Raw genomic sequence first — 24,079 nt, forward strand, 5'->3', positions numbered from 1 at the left:
GTAGTGGAAATTTATCAAACGGAAGAACAACAAGTAGAAGCCATTAAAGGTTACTGGGCAAAAAATGGTATGACCATCAGTGCTGGTATCTTTTTAGGTTTCGCCGGTTTTATCGGTTTTAATTTTTATCAAGATAACCAGCTTGAGCAAGAGCTTGCTGTTTCAGACAGCTATCAAACGCTTATGGAACAAAGCGCTACTGACGCTAAAGCTTTTACTGAAAATGGCGAGAAGTTTATCAGTGAAAATGGTAACAATAGCTATGTGTCTTTAACTGCATTGGCGCTAGCAAAAGAGTCAGCGACCCATAAAGATTGGACGCAAGTTGAAAAGCAGCTAACCACTGCGATAGAATCTGCGCCAACTGATGGTATTAAAGCCATTGCTAGCTTACGTTTAGCGCGAGTACAAGTGCAACTTGAGCAATACTCACAAGCTTTCGCTACCTTAAATAACAATTTACCTGAAGCATTTACCGCTGCTATTGAAGAAATTAAAGGTGATGCGTATTTACAACAAGGTAAAAAAGACCTTGCTCGTAATGCCTATCAAGCCGCGATTGCTGCTGACGGTATAGCGACAAGCCCAAGTTTACAAATTAAATTAGATGATTTAGCTCAAGTAACTACATTGCCTACTGCTAAGAAAGTAGTAGCAGAGCCCGTAGTAACTGAGTCTGAAGATAAGTAACTTACCCGGTTATTTGGCACACTCATTTATTTTAGTTAAAAGGCAAACTATGCGTTATTTTGAACATAAAATTTTTAAGGGCTTTAGTGCTAAAAAGGCACTAGCTATTGTCTTGTTGTCTGCAAGTTTACTGGCTTGTTCTTCAAATGATGATGAAGATCCTAGTACAAAAGTGGCAGAGCTCTCAGACTTAGAGAATGCTTTTGATGTCGAAGTATTATGGGATCGCAGTGTTGGTGATGGCGTTGATGATTATTTTTCACGGCTAAAACCTATCGTTGCGTACAACAAAGTTTATAGCGCTAGTCGTATGGGCGATGTGATTGCCTTTGATAAAGACAGTGGTAAAAAAGTTTGGCAAGCCGACTTAAGTGATATTAATAACGAACGTAGTTTTTGGGATAGCCGAATTTCTGCTAAAGTTGCTGGTGGTCCGACAGCCGGTCTAAATAAAATATTCTTAGGTACTGAAAGTGGTAAGGTTTATGCCTTAGATGCCGAGACTGGCGAGCTAGTTTGGCAAGCAAAGATTAAGGGTGAAGTGATAACTCAACCCGCGATAGACTCAGGTATCTTAGTGGTAAATTCTGCCTCAGGCCTAATTAAAGCTTTTGATGCCCGCACGGGTGAAGAGTTGTGGCAGGTTGAGCAAGATGTTCCAGCATTAACCTTACGCGGTATTAGTACGCCGGTAATAGCCTCTGGTGGTGTCTTGATTGGCTCTGGCAAGGGTGAACTTTCCGTTTACATTCTTGAGAAAGGCCAAGCAGGCTGGACTACCGAAGTAGGCGAAGCGACTGGTTCAACAGAATTAGAACGTGTTATTGATGTTGATTCTGCGCCGGTAGTTTTTGGTGATAAAATTTACGTAATCTCTGCGCGTGGCAACCTAGTTGCTATCGATTTAAAATCAGGTCGCATTTTATGGAAACGCCAATACTCATCATTTAGACAAATTTCTGTTTATCGAAATGATATTTATATTACCAATACCAGCGGTCACGTTTATGCACTTAATCGTATCAATGGTATTGAACGCTGGAGTAACATGGAGTTAACTAACCGAAGTGTTACCGGCCCAGCCGTAGTTGATAACTATATTGTTGTTGGTGATTTTGAAGGTTACTTACATTGGCTTGATCAAGAAACCGGTGAAATCGTTTCTCGTCATAAAGTCGATGGTAGTGGTATACATTCAACACCAACAGTGGTTGATGATGTTTTATATAGTCAATCTCGTGATGGTGATTTACAAGCTATCATCACACCAAAAATTGTCAGTGCTGCTCAATAAGTTGCACTGTTTTTAGCTACTTCTTTTTCGAAAGAAAGCAGCTAAAATTAATAACGGCTCCTATGCAAAGTGCATCAGGAGCCGTTGCTTGTTTTTAGCAATATCAATTTTAACTTAGTAGACTGAGCAGTCTTGCTTTTTATTCTTGATATTTAGTTTTTATATATTTCTGAAAAACCATGCATTACTCGCTTGTATGGTTATTTCTTTGAGGTGCTCATGCTTCCTGTAGTTGCTCTTGTTGGCCGTCCTAATGTCGGAAAATCAACGTTATTTAACCGTTTAACCCGTAGTCGTAATGCACTTGTTGCCGATTACCCTGGTCTAACTCGCGATCGTCAATATGGTCAAGCTGAAGTAGAAGAACATCCATTTATTGTTATTGATACCGGCGGTATTAATGGTGATGAAAAAGGCATTGACGTAAAGATGGCTGAACAGTCATTACTGGCGATTGAAGAAGCCGATGCAGTGCTATTTTTAGTTGATGCTCGCGATGGCTTAACCGCAGCTGATCATGGTATTGCTGATCATTTACGTAAGCAAAATAAAAAGATATTTGTTGTAGCCAATAAAATTGACGGTATTCATGGCGACTCAGCTGTTGCCGAATTCTATTCTTTAGGTTTAGGTGAACATGTCCATCAAATTGCTGCTGCCCACGGTCGTGGTGTTACGCAACTATTAACGCTTGCCTTAACTCCACATATTGAAGCTTTGGCTAACCCAGTTGAGCCTAAAGAAGAAGGCGAAGAGAATGATGAATTCTCTGACGAATTAGAGGTTGAGCTAACAGAAGAAGAGCTGGCTAAAAAGCTTGAAGATGAACCTAAAGAAAATGACAAAATAAAATTAGCTATCATCGGTCGTCCGAATGTAGGTAAATCAACACTAACTAACCGTATTCTGGGTGAAGAACGTGTTGTTGTTTATGATATGCCAGGTACTACACGTGATAGTGTTTATATTCCAATGGAGCGTAATGGCCGCGAATATACCTTAATTGATACTGCGGGTATTCGTCGTCGTAAAAATGTTACTGACGTGGTAGAAAAATACTCGGTGATTAAAACCTTACGTGCTATTGAAGACGCTAACGTTTGTCTACTTATTATTGATGCGCAAGAAGGTATTAGTGATCAAGATTTAAGCTTACTGGGCTTTATTCTTGAAGCAGGACGTTCTTTAGTTTTAGCGGTAAATAAATGGGATGGCTTAGAGGATCATGAAAAAGATCGTATTAAGACAGAGCTTGATAGACGTTTAGGCTTTATCGACTTTGCCCGTATACATTTTATTTCTGCTTTACACGGCACTGGTGTTGGTCACTTGTATGAATCAGTGGAAGAAGCATTTGTTTCAGCAACAAAACGTATTTCAACCGCTATGGTAACTAAAATACTTGATATGGCGGTTTTTGATCACCAACCACCAATGCACCAAGGGCGTCGTATTAAACTTAAATATGCCCATGCAGGTGGTTATAACCCACCTATTATTATCGTGCATGGTAACTTGGCGAAGAAATTGCCAATGTCTTATAAACGTTATTTAATGAACTACTATCGTAAGTCGTTAAAAATGATGGGTACACCTATTCGTATTCAGTTTAAAGACACCTTGAATCCATTTGCCGGTAAGAAAAAGTTAACCTATACCCAGCAAAAGAAAATTGCTCGATTAACGCAAGGTTATAAAAAAGACTAACGTTTGTTGCAACTTACTGTGCTTACAGTAAGTTGCAATTTCTGTTTTATTTAATTAAGGTTATAGGTACGTTCCACGTTTGATCTTATTGAAAAATATGGCAGGACAAGCAATTTTAACCAACCCCAAAAAACCTTCTGCGCGTAATTTAGCTTATCTAAAAGCGGGTGCGCCTATCACTATTGATATCTGTACCCCAGCAGGTCAAAAAAGAAAGTTTCATACCTTTTATATTGGTTACTTACCTAAGAAGTATGTACTTATCGAATATCCCGATGCGACCAAATTAGGTGCATTTTCTCAATATATTTCTCAAGGCACAGTTATCACTGTTCGTGGCCTTATTGAAGGTCGTGATGGCGCTGCGGTGGCTTTTATTAGCAGTGTTAGACAAACCTTGCAAATACCCTCACGTATTATGGTGTTAGACATCCCTAATACCGTAACCTTACAACAATTACGTTCCTCGGTGCGTATTGATACCCACATTTACGCTAAAGTAAAAATTGATGACGTTTACTGGCAAACAACCATGACTAACTTATCGGTTGATGGTGGTCAGCTAGATATTATCAATGGCGAACAGTTGGTATTGGCAGAAGATAAAGTAATCGATATTGTGGTGGAAACAGGGGAAGGGGAAAGTAATATAAAACTCAACGCCACCATTTGCAATATTAAACAGCAAGTTGATGGTCTCTCTTTTGGGGTTAAATTTAATAAAGTGAGTAAGCAACAGGTCATTGAGTTGCTTTATCAAGCGCTAGCACATGATCACTAACCTACTTATATTGCTTTACTGCTCAAGCAAAACCCTTATCAGTGGTAAATTTATATTACCCGCGCATTAATACTGCCATCAGTTAATTGCACACTTATTTCTTCATCCTTGCACACCTGAGTAACTTTAGTAATAACAGTATTATTTTTATTGCGGGTGACACTGTAACCTCTAGCTATCGTTGCTAATGGGCTAACCAGTTGCAATTGCTCAATCAAGTGGACAAAACTTTCACTTTTATGCTGTAAAGTGTTTTGCATTGCATGGCTAATTCTTTGCATATTCTGCTGAGTTTTTTCTTGTTGTAATTGAATCACTTTTGCCGGTGATTGTTGTAATAGTCTTTGGCTAAGCTGAGCAGGTTTCGTTTGAATTTCTACTAGATTACGCTTCATCGCTTGCTTTAAACGTAAGGCCAATTCATCGGATTTTTGTTGCTGTAATTGTAACTGTTGTTCAGGATGGACTTGCGATAACCTGTGTTGTAAATAATTTCTTTCATTGCCTAAATGGGCGAGTTTTACTTGTTGAACTTTAAGCAAACGTTGTTTAAGCATAACAACACGCTTAAGTAACTCACTGCTATCGCTTGATACTAGCTCCGCGGCTGCAGAAGGCGTAGCGGCGCGTAAGTCAGCAACATAATCACTTAGTGTGGTATCAATTTCATGACCAACGGCGCTAATCACTGGCAGTTCGCTTTGATAGATAGCGCGAACAACACTTTCTTCATTAAACGGCCATAAATCTTCTAAAGAGCCACCACCTCGACCAACAATAAGTACATCACATTCTTGACGACTATTAGCACGCTCAATGGCATGGCAAATATCACCTTGCGCATAGTCACCTTGTACCAAAGCGGGATAGATAATAGCTTTGATATTTGGATTACGACGTTTAAGTACCGTTAAAATGTCTTTCACCGCAGCACCGGTAGGAGAAGTAACAATACCAACACAATTGATATGTGTTGGTATTGCTTTTTTATGGCTTAAATCAAATAAGCCTTGTGCGTTGAGTTTGTTTTTTAATTGTTCAAATTGCTGACGCAGCATACCGGCACCAGCATCTTCCATATGTTCAATAATTAGTTGGAAGTCACCACGAGGCTCATATAAAGACACTTTAGCGCGCACAAGAACTTGTTGGCCATTACTCGGTTTTGCTCCTGTGCCTAAACGTACACGTCTATTACTGCCTTTAAACATGGCACACTTAACTTGCGACTTGGCATCTTTCAATGATAAATACCAATGACCTGAACTAGCGGCAATAAAATTGGATACTTCACCGGTTAACCAAACCGTATTTAGCTCACTTTCTAGAATAAAGCGTACTTTTTTAGTTAATTCGCTTATTTGTAATATATGCTGTTGGCTCATAATGAAGAGGTAATCGTGGTTTTGTGTAGGCAGATAGCTAGCTAGTATATCAAGTCTACTGAGATAATGCCGAACTGATAACCGCTAATGTCATAAGCATATATTACTAGTGTTTAGTGCCTTTCGCTCAAACTTTATAGTTTATTGTAATACGGTTAATTAGTTGACACTTCTGTCAATAATTAGCTGTTAGGACATTAATCCAAATTATATTCTTATAAATAAAGTATTTCGGCACTATTATTGCGTTGTTTTTTAGTGAGTTGATAAAAGTTTAAAAAATAGGTTTACCTAAAACAAGAAAACGGTTAAAATTCTGCCGCAATATTCACTCCCTAACCAACCTTTTTAGAGAGATGTTGCGATGCTAAGAATTGCCCAAGAAGCTTTAACTTTTGATGACGTATTACTTGTACCTGCTCATTCAAAAGTACTCCCACACACGGCTGATTTAAAAACTAAATTAACCCGTAAAATTAATTTAAACGTACCGATGATTTCTGCGTCTATGGACACAGTTACCGAAGCGCGTCTAGCGATCACGTTAGCGCAAGAAGGTGGTTTAGGTTTTATTCATAAAAACATGACCATTGCTGAACAAGCGCAGAATGTTTCTCAAGTGAAGAAGTATGAAAGTGGCATAGTTTCAGACCCTGTAACTGTAGATAGCAAATTTACTATTGAACAGGTTATGCACAAAGCTGATGACCTAGGTTTCTCAGGTTTCCCCGTTGTTGATGATAATAACAATTTAGTGGGTATCATCACTGGACGTGATTTACGTTTTGAAACAGATTTAAGTAAACCTGTCTCTTCACTAATGACAATAAAAGAAAATCTAGTGACAGTTAAAGAAGGCGCTGCTCGCGAAGAAATTTTAGGTTTAATGCACAGTAACCGTATTGAGAAAATCTTAGTGGTTGATGATGCGTTTAAACTTGTAGGTCTTATTACTGCAAAAGATTACCAAAAAGCTGAAGACAAGCCTGACGCCTGTAAAGACGAATTTGGTCGTTTACGTGTTGGTGCTGCTGTAGGTGTTGGCGCAGGTACTGATGAGCGTATTGACGCTCTAGTGGCTGCGGGAGTTGATGTTTTATTAATTGATACTTCACACGGTCATTCACAAGGTGTATTAGATAGAGTTAAAGAAGCCCGTAATAAATACCCAGACTTGCAAATTATTGCCGGTAATGTTGCAACCGCATCGGGCGCAAAAGCTATGGCTGATGCCGGTGTTGATGCCGTTAAAGTAGGTATAGGCCCAGGGTCAATTTGTACTACACGTATTGTTACAGGTGTGGGTGTGCCACAACTAACTGCTATTTCAAATGCTGTTGAAGGCTTGAAAGGCACAGGTATTCCAGTGATTGCTGATGGCGGTATTCGTTTCTCGGGTGATATTGCTAAAGCACTTGTTGCTGGCGCGCACTGCGTTATGGTTGGTAGTATGTTAGCCGGTACGGAAGAAGCACCAGGTGAAGTTGAGCTTTATCAAGGTCGTTACTACAAGTCTTATCGTGGTATGGGCTCTTTAGGGGCTATGGCGCAAAAAGATGGCTCAAGTGATAGATACTTCCAAAAAGCTGAAGGCGAAGCAGACAAATTAGTACCAGAAGGTATTGAAGGTCGTGTTGCTTATAAAGGCCCTGTAGCGGCAATTATTCATCAGCAAATGGGTGGTTTACGTTCGTCAATGGGCTTAACTGGCTGTAAAGATATTGAAACTATGCGTACCAAACCTGAGTTTATGAAAATTACTTCAGCCGGTATGGGCGAGTCGCACGTACATGACGTTACCATCACCAAAGAAGCGCCAAACTATAGAACGGGTTAGTCGAACAGATTATTTCTGTGCTAGTTAACGCAATAGCAGCATCAGAAGTGCTCACTGACTAGCGTCAGCTCCGCGCTTCTTCTTTGCTTTAGCGCTAATTAGCTTTGAACTAAACTATTCTTCATCTCTTAATTAAAATTAAGAAGATAACAAATTCAAACAGGCTGAGCAGGAATCTCACAAGAGAAAGCTCAGCCTTTTTATTTAATGCACACCGCTCTAAATGAACAAGTATAAAGTTTGTTCATGATAAGCGTTAACAGTAGGAAAACAACCATGAGTAAAAACATTCATGATCACCGCATACTAATATTAGATTTTGGTTCTCAGTACACTCAACTTATCGCACGTCGTGTACGTGAAATAGGTGTTTACTGTGAACTTTGGTCGTGGGACGTAACTGAAGAGCAAATTAAAGGTTTTAACCCAACGGGTATTATCCTTGCTGGTGGTCCAGAGTCAGTAACTGAAGCTAACTCTCCTCGTGCACCTGAATATGTATATACCGCTGGCGTACCAGTATTAGGTATTTGTTACGGCATGCAAACCATGGCTGAGCAACTTGGCGGTGGTGTTGAAAGCTCGAGTCATAAAGAATTTGGTTATGCTGCTGTTGAGTTAATTGCCCAATCTGCGTTATTCAACAAAGTTGAAGACAGCGTTGGTGATAATGGTAATGCCTTACTAGACGTTTGGATGAGTCACGGCGATAAAGTGTCTGCAATTCCTGAAGGCTTTGTTACTGTTGCAAAAACAGCAAGTTGTGCTTTTGGCGCAATGGCCAATGAAGAGAAGAAATTTTACGGCGTACAATTCCACCCTGAAGTTACGCACACAAAACAAGGTTTACGCATTTTAGAAAACTTTGTTGTAGATATCTGTAAATGTGAAAAGCTTTGGACTTCAGCGTCAATTATTGATGATGCTATTGCCAAGATGAAAGCACAAGTAGGTGACGATGAAGTTATCCTTGGTCTTTCTGGTGGTGTTGATTCATCTGTTGTTGCCATGTTATTACAGCGCGCTATCGGTGATAAACTGACTTGTGTATTTGTTGATAACGGTTTGCTTCGTTTAGATGAAGGCAAGCAAGTAATGGATATGTTTGGTGATCATTTTGGTCTTAAAATTATTCATGTTCAGGCTGAAGACAGATTCTTAGATCGTTTAGCCGATGAAAGCGATCCAGAGAAAAAACGTAAAATCATTGGTAACGTTTTTGTTGAAGTATTTGAAGAAGAATCAAAGAAACTTGAAAATGCTAAGTGGTTAGCACAAGGTACTATTTACCCTGATGTGATTGAGTCAGCGGCTTCTGCTACTGGTAAAGCACATGTGATTAAATCTCACCATAACGTTGGTGGTTTACCTGAGCATATGGAAATGGGTCTAGTTGAACCATTACGTGAGTTATTCAAAGATGAAGTACGTAAAATCGGTTTAGAGCTAGGTTTACCGTACGACATGCTTTATCGTCACCCGTTCCCTGGACCTGGTTTAGGTGTACGTATTTTAGGTGAAGTGAAAAAAGAATATGCTGACTTATTACGTCGCGCCGATGCTATTTTCATTGAAGAATTACACAACCACGACTTATACAAAAAAGTAAGCCAGGCATTTACCGTATTTTTACCGGTAAAATCTGTAGGTGTGATGGGCGATCAGCGTAAATACGATTGGGTTGTTTCTTTACGTTGTGTTGAAACTATCGACTTTATGACCGCTCGTTGGTCACATTTACCGTATGATTTCTTAGGCTTAGTTTCTAACCGTATTATCAACGAAGTTGATGGTATCTCACGCGTAGTTTACGACATCTCTGGTAAACCACCAGCGACTATCGAATGGGAGTAGCTTTATAGTAAGCTTGATATAACAATCAACTTCGGCGTTGAAAGTACTCACCTATAGTCATAGGCTCCGTGCTTCCGCCTTGAATTTGAATGTTCTACCTACGCTTTCAATTAAAGCTCTGCATATAGAATTTAATTTAAACCTCACTGTTGAAAAACACTGAGGTTTTATTTTTTACGCACAAGGAATAGCTCTAACTAGTTGGGATTTTAGCAAAGCTTTTGAGTGTTTTATTTTTGAGATTATGTTCAGGATGAACGGTATGTCGCGATGGCATGGATGCCAAGGAGAGACGATGACTATAAGTGATGCCTTTACTTATAGAAAGTAAACATAAAACAATGCCGATAAAATATCTACTAGGACGAGCAGAAATTATAATGACTATTACTAGATTAGAAACTAAGCAAAGAATGAGTAGAATTGTTAAACACAACGGTACTATTTATTTATGTGGTCAAGTAGCGGCGGATGCCACTAAAGATATCACCGAACAAACACAAACCATGCTGGATAAAGTTGATGCTTTGTTAATACAAGCAGGCAGCGACAGAGGGCACATCTTATCAGCAACTATTTATGTTAAAGACATGAGTTACTTTGCTGATATGAACGCGGTATGGGATGTTTGGCTACCCGAAGGGCATGCTCCTGCGCGTGCTTGTGTGGCAGCAAAAATGGCAAGAGAAGCTTTGTTAGTGGAAATTTCAGTAGTAGCTGCTGAAAAGTAATGTGATTGTCTGATTTTTTTACATAAATGTATGAATATATAAGTTGATGACATTAAAGCTCTATTAATCAGAGTCTTGTAATGTTGGTTTGTTTTTTGCACAGACCAAAGCAATCAGGTAATAATTATATTAAGAGATAAAAATGAAAAATTTTAGTTTAGTTCTAGCTATGGTTTTAGCTTTGTTCGTAGCTAAGTCTGCGAATGCAACGTTAATGACATTAGAGTTTGAAGGGAATTCAACGGGTGTAAGCTACGTTGAAGCAGGAATGACTATTTCAGCTACATCAGCAGAGCCAATTAGAACTAATGGTAAATGGTTTCTTGATTGTTGTGATGCAGGACCAGAAACTTTTTCATTATCCACCGGCGGAATTTTTGACCTTGTCAGTGTTTTCAGAAGTCATATTGATGCAGCTGATCCAGTTGTTTGGGTAGGTTACTTTAATGGTCAAGTAGTGGCGAGCCAATCGTATAACTCTGGTCAGAATAGTGTTTTTAACTTTGCTGGTTTCACCGGTTTAGATCGTGTCGATGTTTCTGTTGCCGGAAGCTGGACTGATACTTCTTTTGATAACCTTACCTACCAAGCTTCAAGTATTCCAGAGCCAACTTCAATTGCTTTAATTTCTTTGGCATTATTTGGTATGACAGCAGCTAGAAAAAGAAAATAACCTTAGTCAGAACGGGTTACTACTTGCAAACAAACCTTAGGTTTTCCTAAGGTTTTTTTTTGCATAAATTTATAAATAATAAGAATTATTATATAAATTTTGACTCACTAAGTATTAACACCGTATATTGTTGAACAGTTTTATCACAGCGAATTTTACCGATAAAATAATTCAATAAAGCAAACCTTAAATGATAGGGAATCAAATGTCTTCAAAAGGCTTCACCGAACAAAAGGGTGTTGTTGCAGCGGTAAGTGCTTGTCCAATTGAAGGTTAAGTTGATTAAAGCTAGGCAGTTTCTTTACTGTTGTTTTGTGTGTTATTAAATAAATAAGGAACTGATAATGATCAGATTATATAGTTTTGGATCTAGCTTTGGTGTAATGGATCCTAGTCCATTTGTGGTGAAAGTAGATGCCTTTTTAAAAATGGCAGAGTTACCCTACGAAGTTAAAAGTGGCGCGCATTACTTAAAAAAATCACCTAAAGGTAAGCTGCCTTTCATCTCAATTCAACAGCAAGCAGAAGAAATAGTTGTTGCTGATTCACAGCATATAATTGAGTATTTAACGCAAAACTACTCGGTTACCCTTGACGATTTCTTAACGAAAGAGCAGCGCGCGCAATCTTATTTGTTAACCAAATCACTCGATGAAAACCTATATTGGTGTTTAGTATATTCTCGCTGGGTATTAGCAGAGACTTGGCCACTTGCTAATAAAGCTTTTTTTGGTAGGATGCCGTTGCCTTTACGTTGGTTTATCCCTAGCTTAGTCAGAAAGTCAGTGATTAAAAAATTACATGCTCATGGTATGGGCCGACACAGTCAGGCTGAAATATTAACAATAGCCGACAAAAGTTTTAACGCTTTATCGATTTTACTGGGTGATCAAGACTATTTTTATGGTGAGCAGCCAAGTTCATTTGATGCCACTGCTTATTCAATCTTGTGCCAATTTATCTCAGTTAATTGTGATAATGAATTTAATAGTAAAGCACGTAATTACCCTAATTTAATCCGTTATTGTCAGCGGATTGAACAAGAATTTTATTAACGGAGTAAGTTCTTTGAAACTTTCCAACCAATACCATCAATTGGGTCAAAGCTTTTCACAGCAAACCCTGCCTTCACCTGTTGCTCAGCCGATACTATTACTGTGGAATGGACCTTTAGCACAATCGCTTTCAATAAACTATTCTAGCCAAAAAGATAGTGAACTGTTGGCACAATATTTCTCTGGCAACCAGTTAATTGATGGCAGTACGCCAATTGCACAAGCGTATTCGGGTCACCAGTTTGGCCATTTTAATCCGCAATTAGGTGATGGCCGTGCGCATTTATTGGGTGATATTACTGATAAACAAGGTCAGTATTGGGATGTACAATTAAAAGGCTCTGGTACTAGTTTCTTTTCTCGCCAAGGTGATGGTCGCTGCGCGCTAGGGCCAGCGCTACGTGAGTATATGATGAGTGAAGCTATGTTCGCCTTAGGCGTACCAACTACTCGCTGTTTGGCGGTAGTAGCTACCGGTGAGGCGGTTTATCGAGAGCGAGCATTACCTGGCGCCGTTGTTACTCGCATTGCCACTAGCCATATTCGTGTTGGCACTTTTCAATATTTTGCAGCCCGAAAAGATATTGAATCACTTAAAAAACTGACCAGTTTTTCCATAGGTCGTCACTTTCCTGAAATTAAATTAGCGTCTTCAGCAGAAGTTATTTCTGATGTTATCTTACCCAGTAGCCAAAATGTTATTGATTTTTTTGCAGCTGTTCTCAACAAACAAGTTGCTTTAGTCGTGTCATGGTTACGTGTTGGTTTTATCCATGGAGTGATGAATACTGATAATACTGCCATATCAGGTGAAACCATTGATTACGGCCCTTGTGCCATGATGAACCATTATCACAGTGATACAGTTTTTAGCTCTATTGATAGAAATGCGCGTTATGCATTTGGTAACCAAAGCAAAATAATACAATGGAATATGGCGCGTCTTGCTGACTGTTTATTACCGCTGATTGATGAAGATGAGGATATTGCCTTAGCCAAAATCACACCATTGTTACATAAATTTGCCAATGACTTGCAGTATCGTTATTTTGAAATGATGGTGAATAAGTTAGGCATCAGTGAATTGGCCGATGGTGATATTGACTTGGTTAATGATTTGCTAGGCATCATGAGCGATATGAAACTAGATTATACCCAGTCTTTTGTCACCTTAGCTGCTAACTTAAATCAAGCAGAAGTAGATAACGTGCTTGCTATGAAAGTTGCTCAGGAAAGTGCCGAAGGAGCTATCGATGATGAAGCCGAGCAAGACAAGTGGCAGCAATGGCTTAGTCGTTGGTATGTAAGAATTGCCGCCGATATTAGCGCAGCTAAAGACTTGATGGCAAAAACTAACCCGTTAGTCATTCCAAGAAATCATCATGTTGAAGTTATTTTAGCGTCGAGCCAAACTTCTTATCAAGAAAATGGTGACTTATCAGATTTAAATAAGTTTCTAGCAGTAGTGCAGCAACCTTATACACAATTAGATAATACTCACAATTATCAAGATACGCCTAGTGATGGTGATGAAAATTATCATACTTTTTGTGGAACTTAAGCCTGTTATAAACCTAATAACTGCTTTAACTTATCAGCACCAGTGCGACTGGTGCTGAGTTCTGTTTTATCCTCATCATCCATGATCACCATTAACTTGCCATTAAACCAACGTTGAATTTCTTTAATTCTATCGACATTAATTAAGTAGCTTCGATGAATACGAACAAACTCTGCTGGCGCTAATGATTGCTCTAAGAAATCGAGTTTTTCTGATAAGTAATGATGCTCTTTACCATCCCAAGCTAAGCAATTACCTTGAGATGATTTGATAAAGAGTAAGTCACTTGGTGATAATATGGTCATGCGCTCACCATTTTTACTGATCAAGCGTTTAATCGGTGCGTTATTAGTGAGTATATAATTCTGCTCTTGTTGGCTTTTCTCTATAGGTAATCCGGCCAAAAACTGTTTTTTAGCCTTATCTATAGCAGCTTTTAACCGCCCCAGAGGGAAGGGCTTTAACAGGTAATCAGTAGATGACTGTTCAAAGGCTTGTATGGCAAATTGATCATAAGCAGTGGTAAAAATGATCAGTGGTTTATAATCAAGTAAACTTAATAACTCCATGCCGCTAATTTCAGGCATTTGAATATCCAGTAACACTAAATCAGGCTTTTGGGTATTTATTAGCGCTACAGCTTCCTTACCCGTGGTAGCAAAGCCAAGCACATCAATATCTGCAATAAGACTTAACTGATGGGCGAGTTTGTCTCTGGCTGGTTTTTCATCGTCAGCAAAAATAACGCGCATTTTATCTGGTATTTCCTTGCCCGTTAACTTATTCATAGTGCCATCTCCACCAATACAGTAGCTCCTTTGCGATTAGGAGCTGTACCGTTAGTTAAACTTACTTTACCCTGTGGTAACTGCTGCATGCGTTGTTGCAAGTTTTTCATACCAATGCCCTGACCATAACCTTTGGCTAACACGGCTTCGCTAAATCCAGAGCCATTATCACTAATTAATATTTTTAATATTTCATCTTTACGGTTAATGACTTTTTCTACTTTAATGGTGATTGTCAATTCAGTTTGTTGAGCATTATGTTTGACTGCATTTTCAACAATGGGCTGTAAAATAAGTGGCGGTACTTGCGTATTGAGCAGCTCAGCTGGAATATTTAAGTTAACGGTAAGTCGGTCGCCAAAGCGGGCTTTTTCTATATTCAAATATTTGTCAATAATGGCAATTTCTTGTTGCAGAGAGACACTGTTCTTTTCGCCGGTATCTAATGAATAACGAAGTATATCGGCTAATTCATGTAATACTTCATCAGCTAAATCCGGGTTAGAATGAATATAAGCTGAAATAGTATTTAAGCTATTGAACATAAAGTGTGGATTTAATTGATACCTTAAGGTTTGCAATTGTGCTTGTTTCCTTGCCTGTTTTTCCTGTGATATTTTTCCTCTGCTTTCAATATAACGGCTAATAAAATAAATAGGTATTCCCCAGGTCATACCACCAAAGAAAACAAAATTACCCATAGAGGAGAATCCATCAAAAGCTAAAAGCAGCAGTTGGTTGGTTATTGCCAGGCCAAACGACATTGAAAGCACAGCAATGAAACACTCGAGCAAGACATTATGAAATCCTCTTTCCCTTATTGAGAATATAAGAAAAGCTGCTAGCCATACAGGTAACCAATAAAAGCAAACAAACCATATGCTTGTCGCTAACAGTGTATTTAAGGAAATAGAAGACATGCCAAATACTATCAAGCCAGCCGTAAAGGTTAGATCAACCAAGAGTAAGATAAAAAAGCTATATTTGAAAAAAGGGTGTCGTAACATGAAGTGCTCTATTTTGTATATTTAATGATGAATCGTTATCGATAAAAAACTGAATGATAAGTGATAAAAGATATCTAAAGAATTGCTTTAGATATCTTTGTATATTTCTAAAGCTTAGCGTCAGCTTAGCAAATTAAAAATAACTTATGTTACTTATTTGTAAGGTGTTTTTGTTGCTCGCTAATTGCTGTCCAGGCATAGTGCGCCATACTAAACTCAAACCAGCTAAGCTTTTTGCCGACCAATCTTTCTGGCTGCCGAAGCCAAATTGCTGCAACTGAGTAAAGGGTACTTCCACTGTTGTCCAAGTCTCGCTTGGCTGCAGAGTGGCAGAAAAATGGTCCCAGTCCTGTACTTCGCCATGATAAACTGAAATGCTAAACGGAACTGTAGAGCCTTGGTAAGTTATTTTCACTCCCTTGAATTTCGAAGCGTCAACGGGTGTCTCAAACATAACCTGCATTCCAGCCCATGCACCAAAACCACCAGGTTTTCCTAACTGGGTATCAATAGAGAGTACTTTCTCTTTTTGTGCAAGTTTTGCTGTCGATTGACCGCCCATCATGGTATCGCTAATCGCTTGCCACTTAATTTCATCTGCAAAGTTATCGATGGTTTTTTTAGCTGAGCTGGCAATAACTGCAGCGGCATTACATTTTTCACCAAGCATGGTTATTTTTTTGTTTTGGGCAATCAGATCTTTTCTATCAACTTTAATCCCTGATTTATACACCGATTGGATATGACTTATCTGGCTAATGTCGTTGAGCGGATTTTGTTTTAGTAAAATAAAACTTGCTTGAAATCCTACTTTTAATTGGCCTAGCTCGGGTGCATTAATTATTTTTGCTGCATCTATTGTGGCAGCATTTATTACTTGTGCGTTTGTTAATCCAGATTGACTCAGCGCTTGTAGTTCATTATGCAGACCGCTGCCATGTAAAGTATAAGGGTTGCCTGCATCAGAGCCTGTACCAATGGTAATACCGGCTTGGGCAAGTAAGTTAAGGTTCTTGTATGCCAATTGTCTTTTTTGCCAAGCAATATCTTTCCATTTGGATGGCTCAGGCACTTTATCAAATAAGCAGTGTTGCAGTTTATCTGGCACTGTCGCTAACAAGCTTGTGTTACTACTAATCTGCTGGAGTTCGTGCTCGGCACTGTGGTTTTGATAAACCGCTAACGTTGGTATGTAAGCGACATTATGTTTAACCATTAAGGCGATAAACTCATCATCAATTGCTTCGGTATTAATTCCATGGGCTAAGGCAGTAGCGCCTGCTTTAATTGCTCTTTTGCCATCGGCTAAGGTAGATACATGCACAAAGTAAGGCAGTCCCGCCGCTTTTGAACGTCTGCCAACTTCGGTTAGTTGCTTGTCGGTTAATGAGTCGCCATGACCACCAAAGGTTTCAATAACTGCTTTGGTTAGATGTGGTTTTCGCGCCATATGTTGTTGCCATAAACCTTCTATAGCTGCATCACTGGTTACTTCCAATGCACTGCCGCCAAACTGTGTGCCATGGCCGCCCGGATTGGTAAATAATACCCCGGCATAAAATAAGTTTGGTGAGGTTTTATAGCTGGTTAAATTTTTTGCCGCGTTAAGGGTAATATCAAATGAAAATAAGTCGACAATACTGGTAACACCTAAATATAAGTTCGAATTAAAATGAGCGTCCACCGGTAAGTATTGAAACTCTTTACCATAGTTGCTACCAGATGCGCCAAGATGAACATGTAAATCAATTAATCCCGGTAGGGCGAAGCTGTTTTTAGCATCAACAATCTTATCTGCGGTTTTAAAGGCTGCTTGATTTTTTGCTATACCAGTGATTATTTCAATAATCTTGCCATCTTCAATATACAATGTACTTGGCTGGCTAAAGGCGCTTTGCTCTGCTTGGTACAAACGAACATTGTCTATACGTAAATCGATGGCTTGGACACTTAGGCTACTAATACAGCTAAGGCCGGCCAATAGACTGGTTATGTTCAGTGATAATTTTTTCATTCGTTAATCCCTTATATCTTGATTATTATTCTGTGTTATATGTGCTATATCGTGGCAGAACTTACCTGTTGATAGCGTAAATTTAGCGCGTTGGCACAGCCTTGTCGGTCTACTTTCTTTGAACTGACATTATTTGCCTTTGAATCGACATTTAAACCTAGCCAGCTTTATTTTTAAGGGGAGGGTTAAGTCTTTTTGATGGCAAGAATTAAGTATTTTCGCCTTAGCCAAGGTATGATGAACACATTAATAAATGACTACCTTTAATGTGATAATACCCATGACCAATCCTACATTCGGCCAGCAAGCTCCACAAATGACTCAGCAAGTCAGACAAGTTAGCGAATTAACGCCATTACTCAAAAAAACTTTTGGATTTGATGGCTTTCGTCCAGGGCAAGAACAAACCATATCGCAACTGTTAAATGGTCAATCGTCTTTAGCCATTTTCCCAACCGGCTCAGGTAAGTCATTGTGTTATCAATTAACCGCTTTGCATTTACCACATTTAACCTTAGTAGTATCACCGTTATTAGCCTTGATGAAAGATCAACTGGCCTTTCTTGCTAGCAAAGGCATTAAGGCAGCAAGCATTGATTCGACCCTAAAAGGCAATGAAGCGCAAAACGTGATGGCTGGGGTTCGTGATGGCGATATTAAAGTATTGATGGTGTCAGTAGAACGTTTCAAAAATGAAAGGTTCAGACAGTTTATAGAATCTGTGCCTGTGTCTATGTTAGTGGTTGATGAAGCGCATTGTATCTCTGAGTGGGGTCATAACTTTAGGCCAGATTATTTAAAACTACCGAGTTACTGCCAAGCATTAAAAATTCCCTTGGTATTATTACTTACCGCCACGGCTACGCGTAAAGTAAAAATGGACATGGCGGCTAAGTTTGCTATTCGAGACGAACATATAGTGCAAACAGGCTTTTACCGCGCCAACCTCGATCTAACTGTACTGCCGGTGACTGAGTATCATAAAAATAAGCAACTTGAGCAAATAATTAATCAGCAACAAGGCCCTGGTATTGTTTATGTGACCTTGCAACACAGTGCTGAAAAGGTTGCGCAATATTTATCTCAACAAGGCATTAATGCTTGTGCTTATCATGCTGGTTTTGATAGTGATACGCGCAGTCAGATTCAACAGGACTTTATGGCGGGTAAAATTCAAGTGATTGTCGCCACTATTGCCTTTGGTATGGGTATAGATAAAAGTGATATCCGCTTTGTTATTCATTATGACTTGCCAAAATCTATTGAAAACTATAGTCAAGAAATCGGCCGAGCAGGGCGTGACGGACAGCCTGCGCAGTGTTTTACCCTAGCAAACCTTGATGGCTTAAATACGGTAGAAAACTTTGTTTATGGTGATACCCCAGAATATGCTGGCATCGAAATGATGATTAACACTATCAAAGATGAAGTTGTTACTAACTCTTATGACAGTAAGTGGGAATTGCAAATATTACAGCTGTCTAATGCGGTTAATATCAAACAGTTGCCATTAAAAACCTTATTGGTACAGTTAGAACTCGCTGGTGTCATTGAACCTTTATATGCCTATTTCGCTGATTTTAAAATTAAGCTGTTAAAACCAAAAGATGAAATCATTAATAGCTTTAATGATCAACGCAAAGATTTTCTCCAGCGTATTTTTAACGCCACAGAGTTTAAAAAAATCTGGGGTAGTTTAAATTTTAATACCTTATTAAAAGATAAAAGTATCGAGCGAAATCGGGTTATTGCTGCCCTTGAATATCTGCAAGAACAACAACTGATAGTACTTGAAACCAAAGGCATGACTGAGGTTTTTAAAATAAACCTTAATGAGTTAGCTGACCCGAGTTTGTGCCAAACCTTAAGTGACTACTTTAAAGATAATGAAGAGAAAGAAATAAAGCGTATTGCGACCTTAGTGCGCTTCTTTCAATTAAATAGCTGTTTAACGGCAAATTTGGCTAAGTACTTTGATGACCATAGCCTAGATACGGATGACTCTCGTGAATCAGGCACAGTGCCACAATGTGGTCATTGCAGTGTTTGTCGTGGGCAAGTGGCGGTGCTTACGCGCTCTCAAGAAAATACGCCATGGCCGAGTGACGAGGCATTAAAACAAGGCATGACTGAATTAGCTGAGCGACTATCGGGTAAGATAAACCAATCCTTATCTCTGGAGAGTTACTGCCGATTTTTTGCTGGTATGACAGTGCCATTATTTGGCCGTAATAAAGTCAGACAGTTATCAGCTTTTGGCTTATGTGAACAGCAGCGTTATCAAGCTATTCGTGACAAGTTGGCGAGTTTAAGTGATTAAATAGCGATATTCATTTATTGAGAAATAAATACCGATAAATATGTATCGCGAAATAAATCACCTGTAAGTAGATATATAAAAAAGTGGCTAACAATAGCCACTTTTTTATAACCGTATTTGAGCGGTAGGAATTTAACGGTAAATGTTTCACTGTAAGTACCTAACAGTAAAGCAGTAGCAATGTTTAATTAACTAACATTGCTACTATCAGAGGCTACTATTGTGCTGGTGTAGCTCTACAACGATCATAAGAACAAATATTTCTCATTGCTCTAACATCACGTGAATTAATAACACCATCATTATTTAGGTCAAATGAGATATCAAGCTCTTCACCACGACGAATAGCCATAGCAAAAGCGCGAATATCATTTCTATCTACATCGCCATCACCATCCATATCGCCAGTTATAACAACAGGGTCAGTACCAAAAAGAGCATTAGTAATTTCATAGTCATTACTGGTGTCTTTTTCTGTCATCACGGCCACACCTGCACAATTACCACTTTCATCAGTAATAGCGGCACGACGATTACCAAACCATTTCCATGTTGAGGCACTGTCGTAGGTATCACCCTTTGCTAGCGTGGTAAAACCAAAGTTCTCACTTAGCTCACCAGTAACATTATCAACACGATAAACTCGTACAGTGTGATCGCTGTTATTAACAAAGGAGAAGTCACTTTCAAAAGGCCCAACCAAATGCGGCGCTTTTAACGCACAACTACCAATAACATTTACAGCAGGGATAACTTCTGGCGTAGCGGCCTTAGCCACAGTCGCTTCGTCAACCGTAAAGCTACTTACTGCATTATTTAATACACCTACACTTAAACAATTTAAGTTACTGTCAGTAACCATTAAGCGACGATCACCATACCAAACATCGTTACTATAACTTGCCCCTGGCGCTAATACGCCGTAACCATGAGTAAATTCATTGGCACCACTAGTGGTGATGATTTTACCGCTAGTATTATCAATTCTAAATAAGCGCACTGGCGTATCTGAGGTATTGGTAATGGTGAATTCATGTGATTCGCTCATGATTAAATGAGCTTGTGCTAACTCGCAACTGCCCATTTGGTTTAATGCAGGAATTTCCTCAACAATAACATCTTTCACTAAATCAGCTTCAATGGTGAAAGTATTATCATCTGCTGCCATTACCGCAACACCCAAACAATTCATGTTGTTATCGCTTAACATCATACGATCGCCAACTGTCCAACTTGTTGATGTGTAAGTATCGCCATGGTTTAAGGTTTTATAGTTTTTTCCAAAGTTAGTTTTACCCGTTGTACTATTTATCCAGAATAGTGAAACTGGTGTATTGGTAGTATTAGTAAAGGTAAAATTAGTTTTACTGGCATCAAAATAACGTGGATATTGCTGGACTAAATTACAACTGCCAATGGTATCAGCCGCGGGTATTTGTGCTGCTGTTGGCGCTACTGTTTCAGAATTTTCCAGCATGTATGCTGCAAAGCCTGACTCTGTACGTTGTACAACCCCTTTAAGTGCCGTTACATAGGCATTATTATTGCCTGCTTGTAAGGCCGCGGTAATTAGCTCCATCTCGCTTTTATGCTGTTCAGCTAAGTAACGCATGGCAAAATAACCCCATTGATATAAATTATCGTACTCATAACTCATAAATAGGATGTTATATAAAGGGGGGATGGTTTCACCTTTTAAGGTGTTTAAGGTACGGGTATGATCTTTACCCATGGCCATATACTCAGCCAGGCCTTCAGACCAAGCAACGTTATAGTCAAATGAACCGTATGAACCTGATTTTATATAACGACCATCAAGGTAATGAGTAAACTCATGTCTTAGGTTATATATTTGATCAATGTACTGGCATGAACCACCAAGCCAAGAATCAGGGCATTGCATGGCAATAAAACGTGCTTGGTTACCTTCTGCTGTTGGTGTGCCTTCTAAATACATACCACCGTTATCAGTACTTATGCCAAAAAATTCTCCTGCATATTTTTCATAATCTTCAGGGCTAGCAAAGGCAACGACTTCAATATGCTCATTTAAATCGCCAGCAACAGGTGTGCCGACAGTATTAAAGAAGGCATGAAATTCGCTTTCTTGTAGTGCCATATCTGCACATGATTGCGCAAGTGTTGCAGGACTGATTGTGCCTTGTGCACGTATGGTAATGTTATCAGTACAAGCATGGCTTACCGTTAAAATATCTTCTACTTTAGGTGGCACAATACAGCTACCAAACAAAGCATCGCCTTCTTCACAACTACGTCCGGCATTCTCTAAGTAGTTCTTAGTCACAATAATACTCGCCGTTTCTTGTGAAATGTCAGCAATGACTTTACCGTGTGCTTCCAAAATAGTGCTATCAAAACGCGCCTTTGCTTCATCGGTAGCAATAGTTGAAATTTTACCCATAGCATTAAACGAATGAGGCATTATCCATTTTCTATCAGACTCTGCCGACCAACGCATATCATGTGATGTTTCACCTAAAAATATAAATGAGCGCATCACCGATAATACCTCTAACATATTTTCGTTATAGGCGGCTTTAACAGCAGCATCACCATAATAGGCGGCAGATGAAATAGCGCCCATGAATGCCATGGTGCTATCGCCGCCATTGCTGATGGAGAATGGATTGCTTTGTAATGAGTAGTATTGAATAAGGCCTAATAAATGCGGTAACTGATCTTTATAAAATACCGCGCCCGAGTAGCGCTCAAGATTTGTTAATGCATAAGCATAACCTTCTTGTATCACACTGCCGGCAGGACTGACAAAATCGGTCATTTGGGTAACGGCTAATAATGCAGTACTTAAAGCTTGTGCTTCTGAGTTCGTCATCTGCTCAGCATAATATTTATAAGAAGCTAAAAAGTATAATAATTGGTTAAGATCCGGATCAGCTAAGTCATCTGCTTCAGCAAGGTAATGAAGGGCTTGAGATACATCTGTGATGGGATCAATCACGGCGCCGGCAATCGCTTTAAAACCGTTATAATCTGAGGCTAATATTTCAGCAACGCTAGCGCCATATTGTGCTTTAGAGCTAATAAGGGCAGCAGGCACGTCAACGATAGTATTGGTTGGGTAAATAATATAATCACCCATAGGCTCAGGTGGCTCTGGAATATCACCACCGCTAATGTTAACCATTAAACTGGTTTGTTGAATGTTGCCACCAATGTGGAAGTAACGTTTACCAGCATGTGATACAAATGAAATACTCTCATTGTTGCTCTCAGGGTTGTTACTACTCGCCTCAACATCGCCGTCTCCCCACCAAGTACCAGGGTAAAGGGTTATATCAGCATCAGAGCCAGTAAAAGTACCACCAGAAGTAGTAATGGTTACATCGCTATTATCATAAGGAACATCGACAAATAAGTAATGGCCATAATCGGTAATACAGTGCATTTCGTTAGCCGGAACTTCGCCTTGACGGGGCAATGTTTTCTCGCCACACATTTCTACAGCTTGTACATTGGCGATATTCATCGACAGTAATAGTGCGCTAGCAAGTAGCGACTTTTTAGGTAATATTTTCATTGTGAGACCTGTTTCAATTTTTGTTGTTTTTAATTAATTTTTAATTGATTTACATTCGTTTTGATAGTTTTTCAGGTAGGTGCATCGATGAACCAAGAAAGCTGCCTAAACAACTTTCTCAGTTAATAAAATACATTTCTTATTGCTAAATACATTGCATATTTAGGCGTTAACTTAAATGTTAAGTTAGGTGTCAACTCAGCGGTTAACTTGAGGAATTACTTAGCTTTACGACGGCTACTAACAAAGGCTAAACCCGCTAACATTAATAATGCTGCAGATGTTGGCTCTGGAATTGAACTTGCGCTTACGTTAACTGAACTTGCACCAGAAAAAGCTACTGAGTAAGCAGCTGTTTCACCAAATTCATCAAAAACAACCAAGTCAAATATTGAGAAGTCAGTAAAACCTGCTGAATCAGCAGTTAAGTTAAAAGTTGCTAAGACAAAGTCACCTGCGGCCATTAATGAAAAATCATCGGTAAAAAAGTTAAATGCTAAACCAAAATCTTCGGCGGATACTTCTAAGCCATTAAACATAGGATCATCATCAGCCAAAGTTAGGCCACTACTTAATGAGCTATCATCATAAGAGACAACGGAGTTGTCAAAGTTGAAGTCAAACCAAAACATATCTGTTTCATCAAAATCTTGAGCGCTAATAGTAACCAATACTGATTCACCTACTGAAACTTCATCAGCTGAAAGATCAATCGTTAATAAGCCAGCGTTAGCATTAAAGCCGATAAGTAGAGTAAGCATCGCGATAAATTTTTTCATGGTTTTTCCTTTATTTTATTTTAGTTTTGTTATTAAAATTTATA

General features: G+C 39.1%; 17 protein-coding genes. 11 read left to right on the forward strand and 6 right to left on the reverse strand.

Annotated elements, in window-relative coordinates:
* Positions 1–3 precede the first annotated feature (3 nt).
* The 4 genes from HRT55_RS07230 (at position 4) to HRT55_RS07245 (ending at position 4,472) form a co-directional block, all read left to right on the forward strand.
* Positions 4–690 (forward strand): tetratricopeptide repeat protein, encoded by a 687-nt coding sequence (locus HRT55_RS07230; protein ID WP_291619982.1) that lies wholly within the window; start codon positions 4–6, stop codon positions 688–690.
* A gap of 49 nt (positions 691–739) precedes the next feature.
* A complete protein-coding gene (bamB, locus tag HRT55_RS07235; protein ID WP_291619983.1) occupies positions 740–1,984 on the forward strand; it encodes an outer membrane protein assembly factor BamB in 1,245 nt (414 codons plus the stop codon).
* Positions 1,985–2,203: 219 nt separating this feature from the next.
* A complete protein-coding gene (der, locus tag HRT55_RS07240; RefSeq protein ID WP_291619985.1) occupies positions 2,204–3,691 on the forward strand; it encodes a ribosome biogenesis GTPase Der in 1,488 nt (495 codons plus the stop codon).
* 79 nt (positions 3,692–3,770) lie between these two features.
* Positions 3,771–4,472, forward strand: a complete 702-nt coding sequence (locus HRT55_RS07245) for a PilZ domain-containing protein (protein WP_291619987.1) — start codon at positions 3,771–3,773, stop codon at positions 4,470–4,472.
* A 50-nt stretch (positions 4,473–4,522) separates the two neighbouring features.
* Here HRT55_RS07245 and xseA read toward each other — a convergent pair whose 3' ends face one another.
* Positions 4,523–5,857, reverse strand: a complete 1,335-nt coding sequence (xseA, locus tag HRT55_RS07250; RefSeq protein WP_291619989.1) for an exodeoxyribonuclease VII large subunit — start codon at positions 5,855–5,857, stop codon at positions 4,523–4,525.
* Between the two features lie 364 nt (positions 5,858–6,221).
* Here xseA and guaB point away from each other — a divergent pair, with 364 nt between their 5' ends.
* The 6 genes from guaB (at position 6,222) to HRT55_RS07280 (ending at position 13,568) form a co-directional block, all read left to right on the forward strand.
* A complete protein-coding gene (guaB, locus tag HRT55_RS07255) occupies positions 6,222–7,694 on the forward strand; it encodes an IMP dehydrogenase (protein WP_291619990.1) in 1,473 nt (490 codons plus the stop codon).
* A 276-nt stretch (positions 7,695–7,970) separates the two neighbouring features.
* A complete protein-coding gene (gene guaA, locus HRT55_RS07260; RefSeq protein ID WP_291611904.1) occupies positions 7,971–9,548 on the forward strand; it encodes a glutamine-hydrolyzing GMP synthase in 1,578 nt (525 codons plus the stop codon).
* A 380-nt stretch (positions 9,549–9,928) separates the two neighbouring features.
* Positions 9,929–10,279, forward strand: a complete 351-nt coding sequence (locus tag HRT55_RS07265) for a RidA family protein (protein WP_291619992.1) — start codon at positions 9,929–9,931, stop codon at positions 10,277–10,279.
* 142 nt (positions 10,280–10,421) lie between these two features.
* Positions 10,422–10,952: a PEP-CTERM sorting domain-containing protein gene (locus HRT55_RS07270; RefSeq protein WP_291619994.1), complete on the forward strand. Its 531-nt coding sequence runs from the start codon at positions 10,422–10,424 to the stop codon at positions 10,950–10,952.
* Positions 10,953–11,296: 344 nt separating this feature from the next.
* Positions 11,297–12,007 (forward strand): glutathione S-transferase family protein, encoded by a 711-nt coding sequence (locus HRT55_RS07275; protein WP_291619996.1) that lies wholly within the window; start codon positions 11,297–11,299, stop codon positions 12,005–12,007.
* Positions 12,008–12,020: 13 nt separating this feature from the next.
* A complete protein-coding gene (locus HRT55_RS07280; RefSeq protein ID WP_291619998.1) occupies positions 12,021–13,568 on the forward strand; it encodes a protein adenylyltransferase SelO family protein in 1,548 nt (515 codons plus the stop codon).
* 5 nt (positions 13,569–13,573) lie between these two features.
* Here HRT55_RS07280 and HRT55_RS07285 read toward each other — a convergent pair whose 3' ends face one another.
* From HRT55_RS07285 to HRT55_RS07295, 3 genes are all read right to left on the reverse strand, one after another.
* Positions 13,574–14,356: a LytTR family DNA-binding domain-containing protein gene (locus tag HRT55_RS07285; RefSeq protein ID WP_291619999.1), complete on the reverse strand. Its 783-nt coding sequence runs from the start codon at positions 14,354–14,356 to the stop codon at positions 13,574–13,576.
* Positions 14,353–15,363, reverse strand: coding sequence for a sensor histidine kinase (locus HRT55_RS07290; protein ID WP_291620000.1), 1,011 nt, complete (start codon positions 15,361–15,363; stop codon positions 14,353–14,355). Before HRT55_RS07290 ends, HRT55_RS07285 begins: the two co-directional genes overlap by 4 nt.
* Positions 15,364–15,496: 133 nt before the next feature.
* Entirely contained in the window at positions 15,497–17,377 is a 1,881-nt protein-coding gene (locus tag HRT55_RS07295) for a CIA30 family protein (protein WP_291620001.1), read from the reverse strand.
* 316 nt (positions 17,378–17,693) lie between these two features.
* Here HRT55_RS07295 and HRT55_RS07300 point away from each other — a divergent pair, with 316 nt between their 5' ends.
* Entirely contained in the window at positions 17,694–19,697 is a 2,004-nt protein-coding gene (locus HRT55_RS07300) for an ATP-dependent DNA helicase RecQ (RefSeq protein WP_291620455.1), read from the forward strand.
* 217 nt (positions 19,698–19,914) lie between these two features.
* On the opposite strand, the gene HRT55_RS07305 is transcribed toward HRT55_RS07300, so the two are convergent.
* A complete protein-coding gene (locus tag HRT55_RS07305; RefSeq protein ID WP_291620002.1) occupies positions 19,915–23,256 on the reverse strand; it encodes a collagenase in 3,342 nt (1,113 codons plus the stop codon).
* Positions 23,257–23,474: 218 nt separating this feature from the next.
* Positions 23,475–24,035, reverse strand: coding sequence for a PEP-CTERM sorting domain-containing protein (locus tag HRT55_RS07310; protein WP_291620003.1), 561 nt, complete (start codon positions 24,033–24,035; stop codon positions 23,475–23,477).
* Positions 24,036–24,079 lie beyond the last annotated feature (44 nt).

It is taken from the genome of Colwellia sp., from assembly GCF_013214175.1.
Classification (GTDB): Bacteria; Pseudomonadota; Gammaproteobacteria; order Enterobacterales; family Alteromonadaceae; genus Colwellia.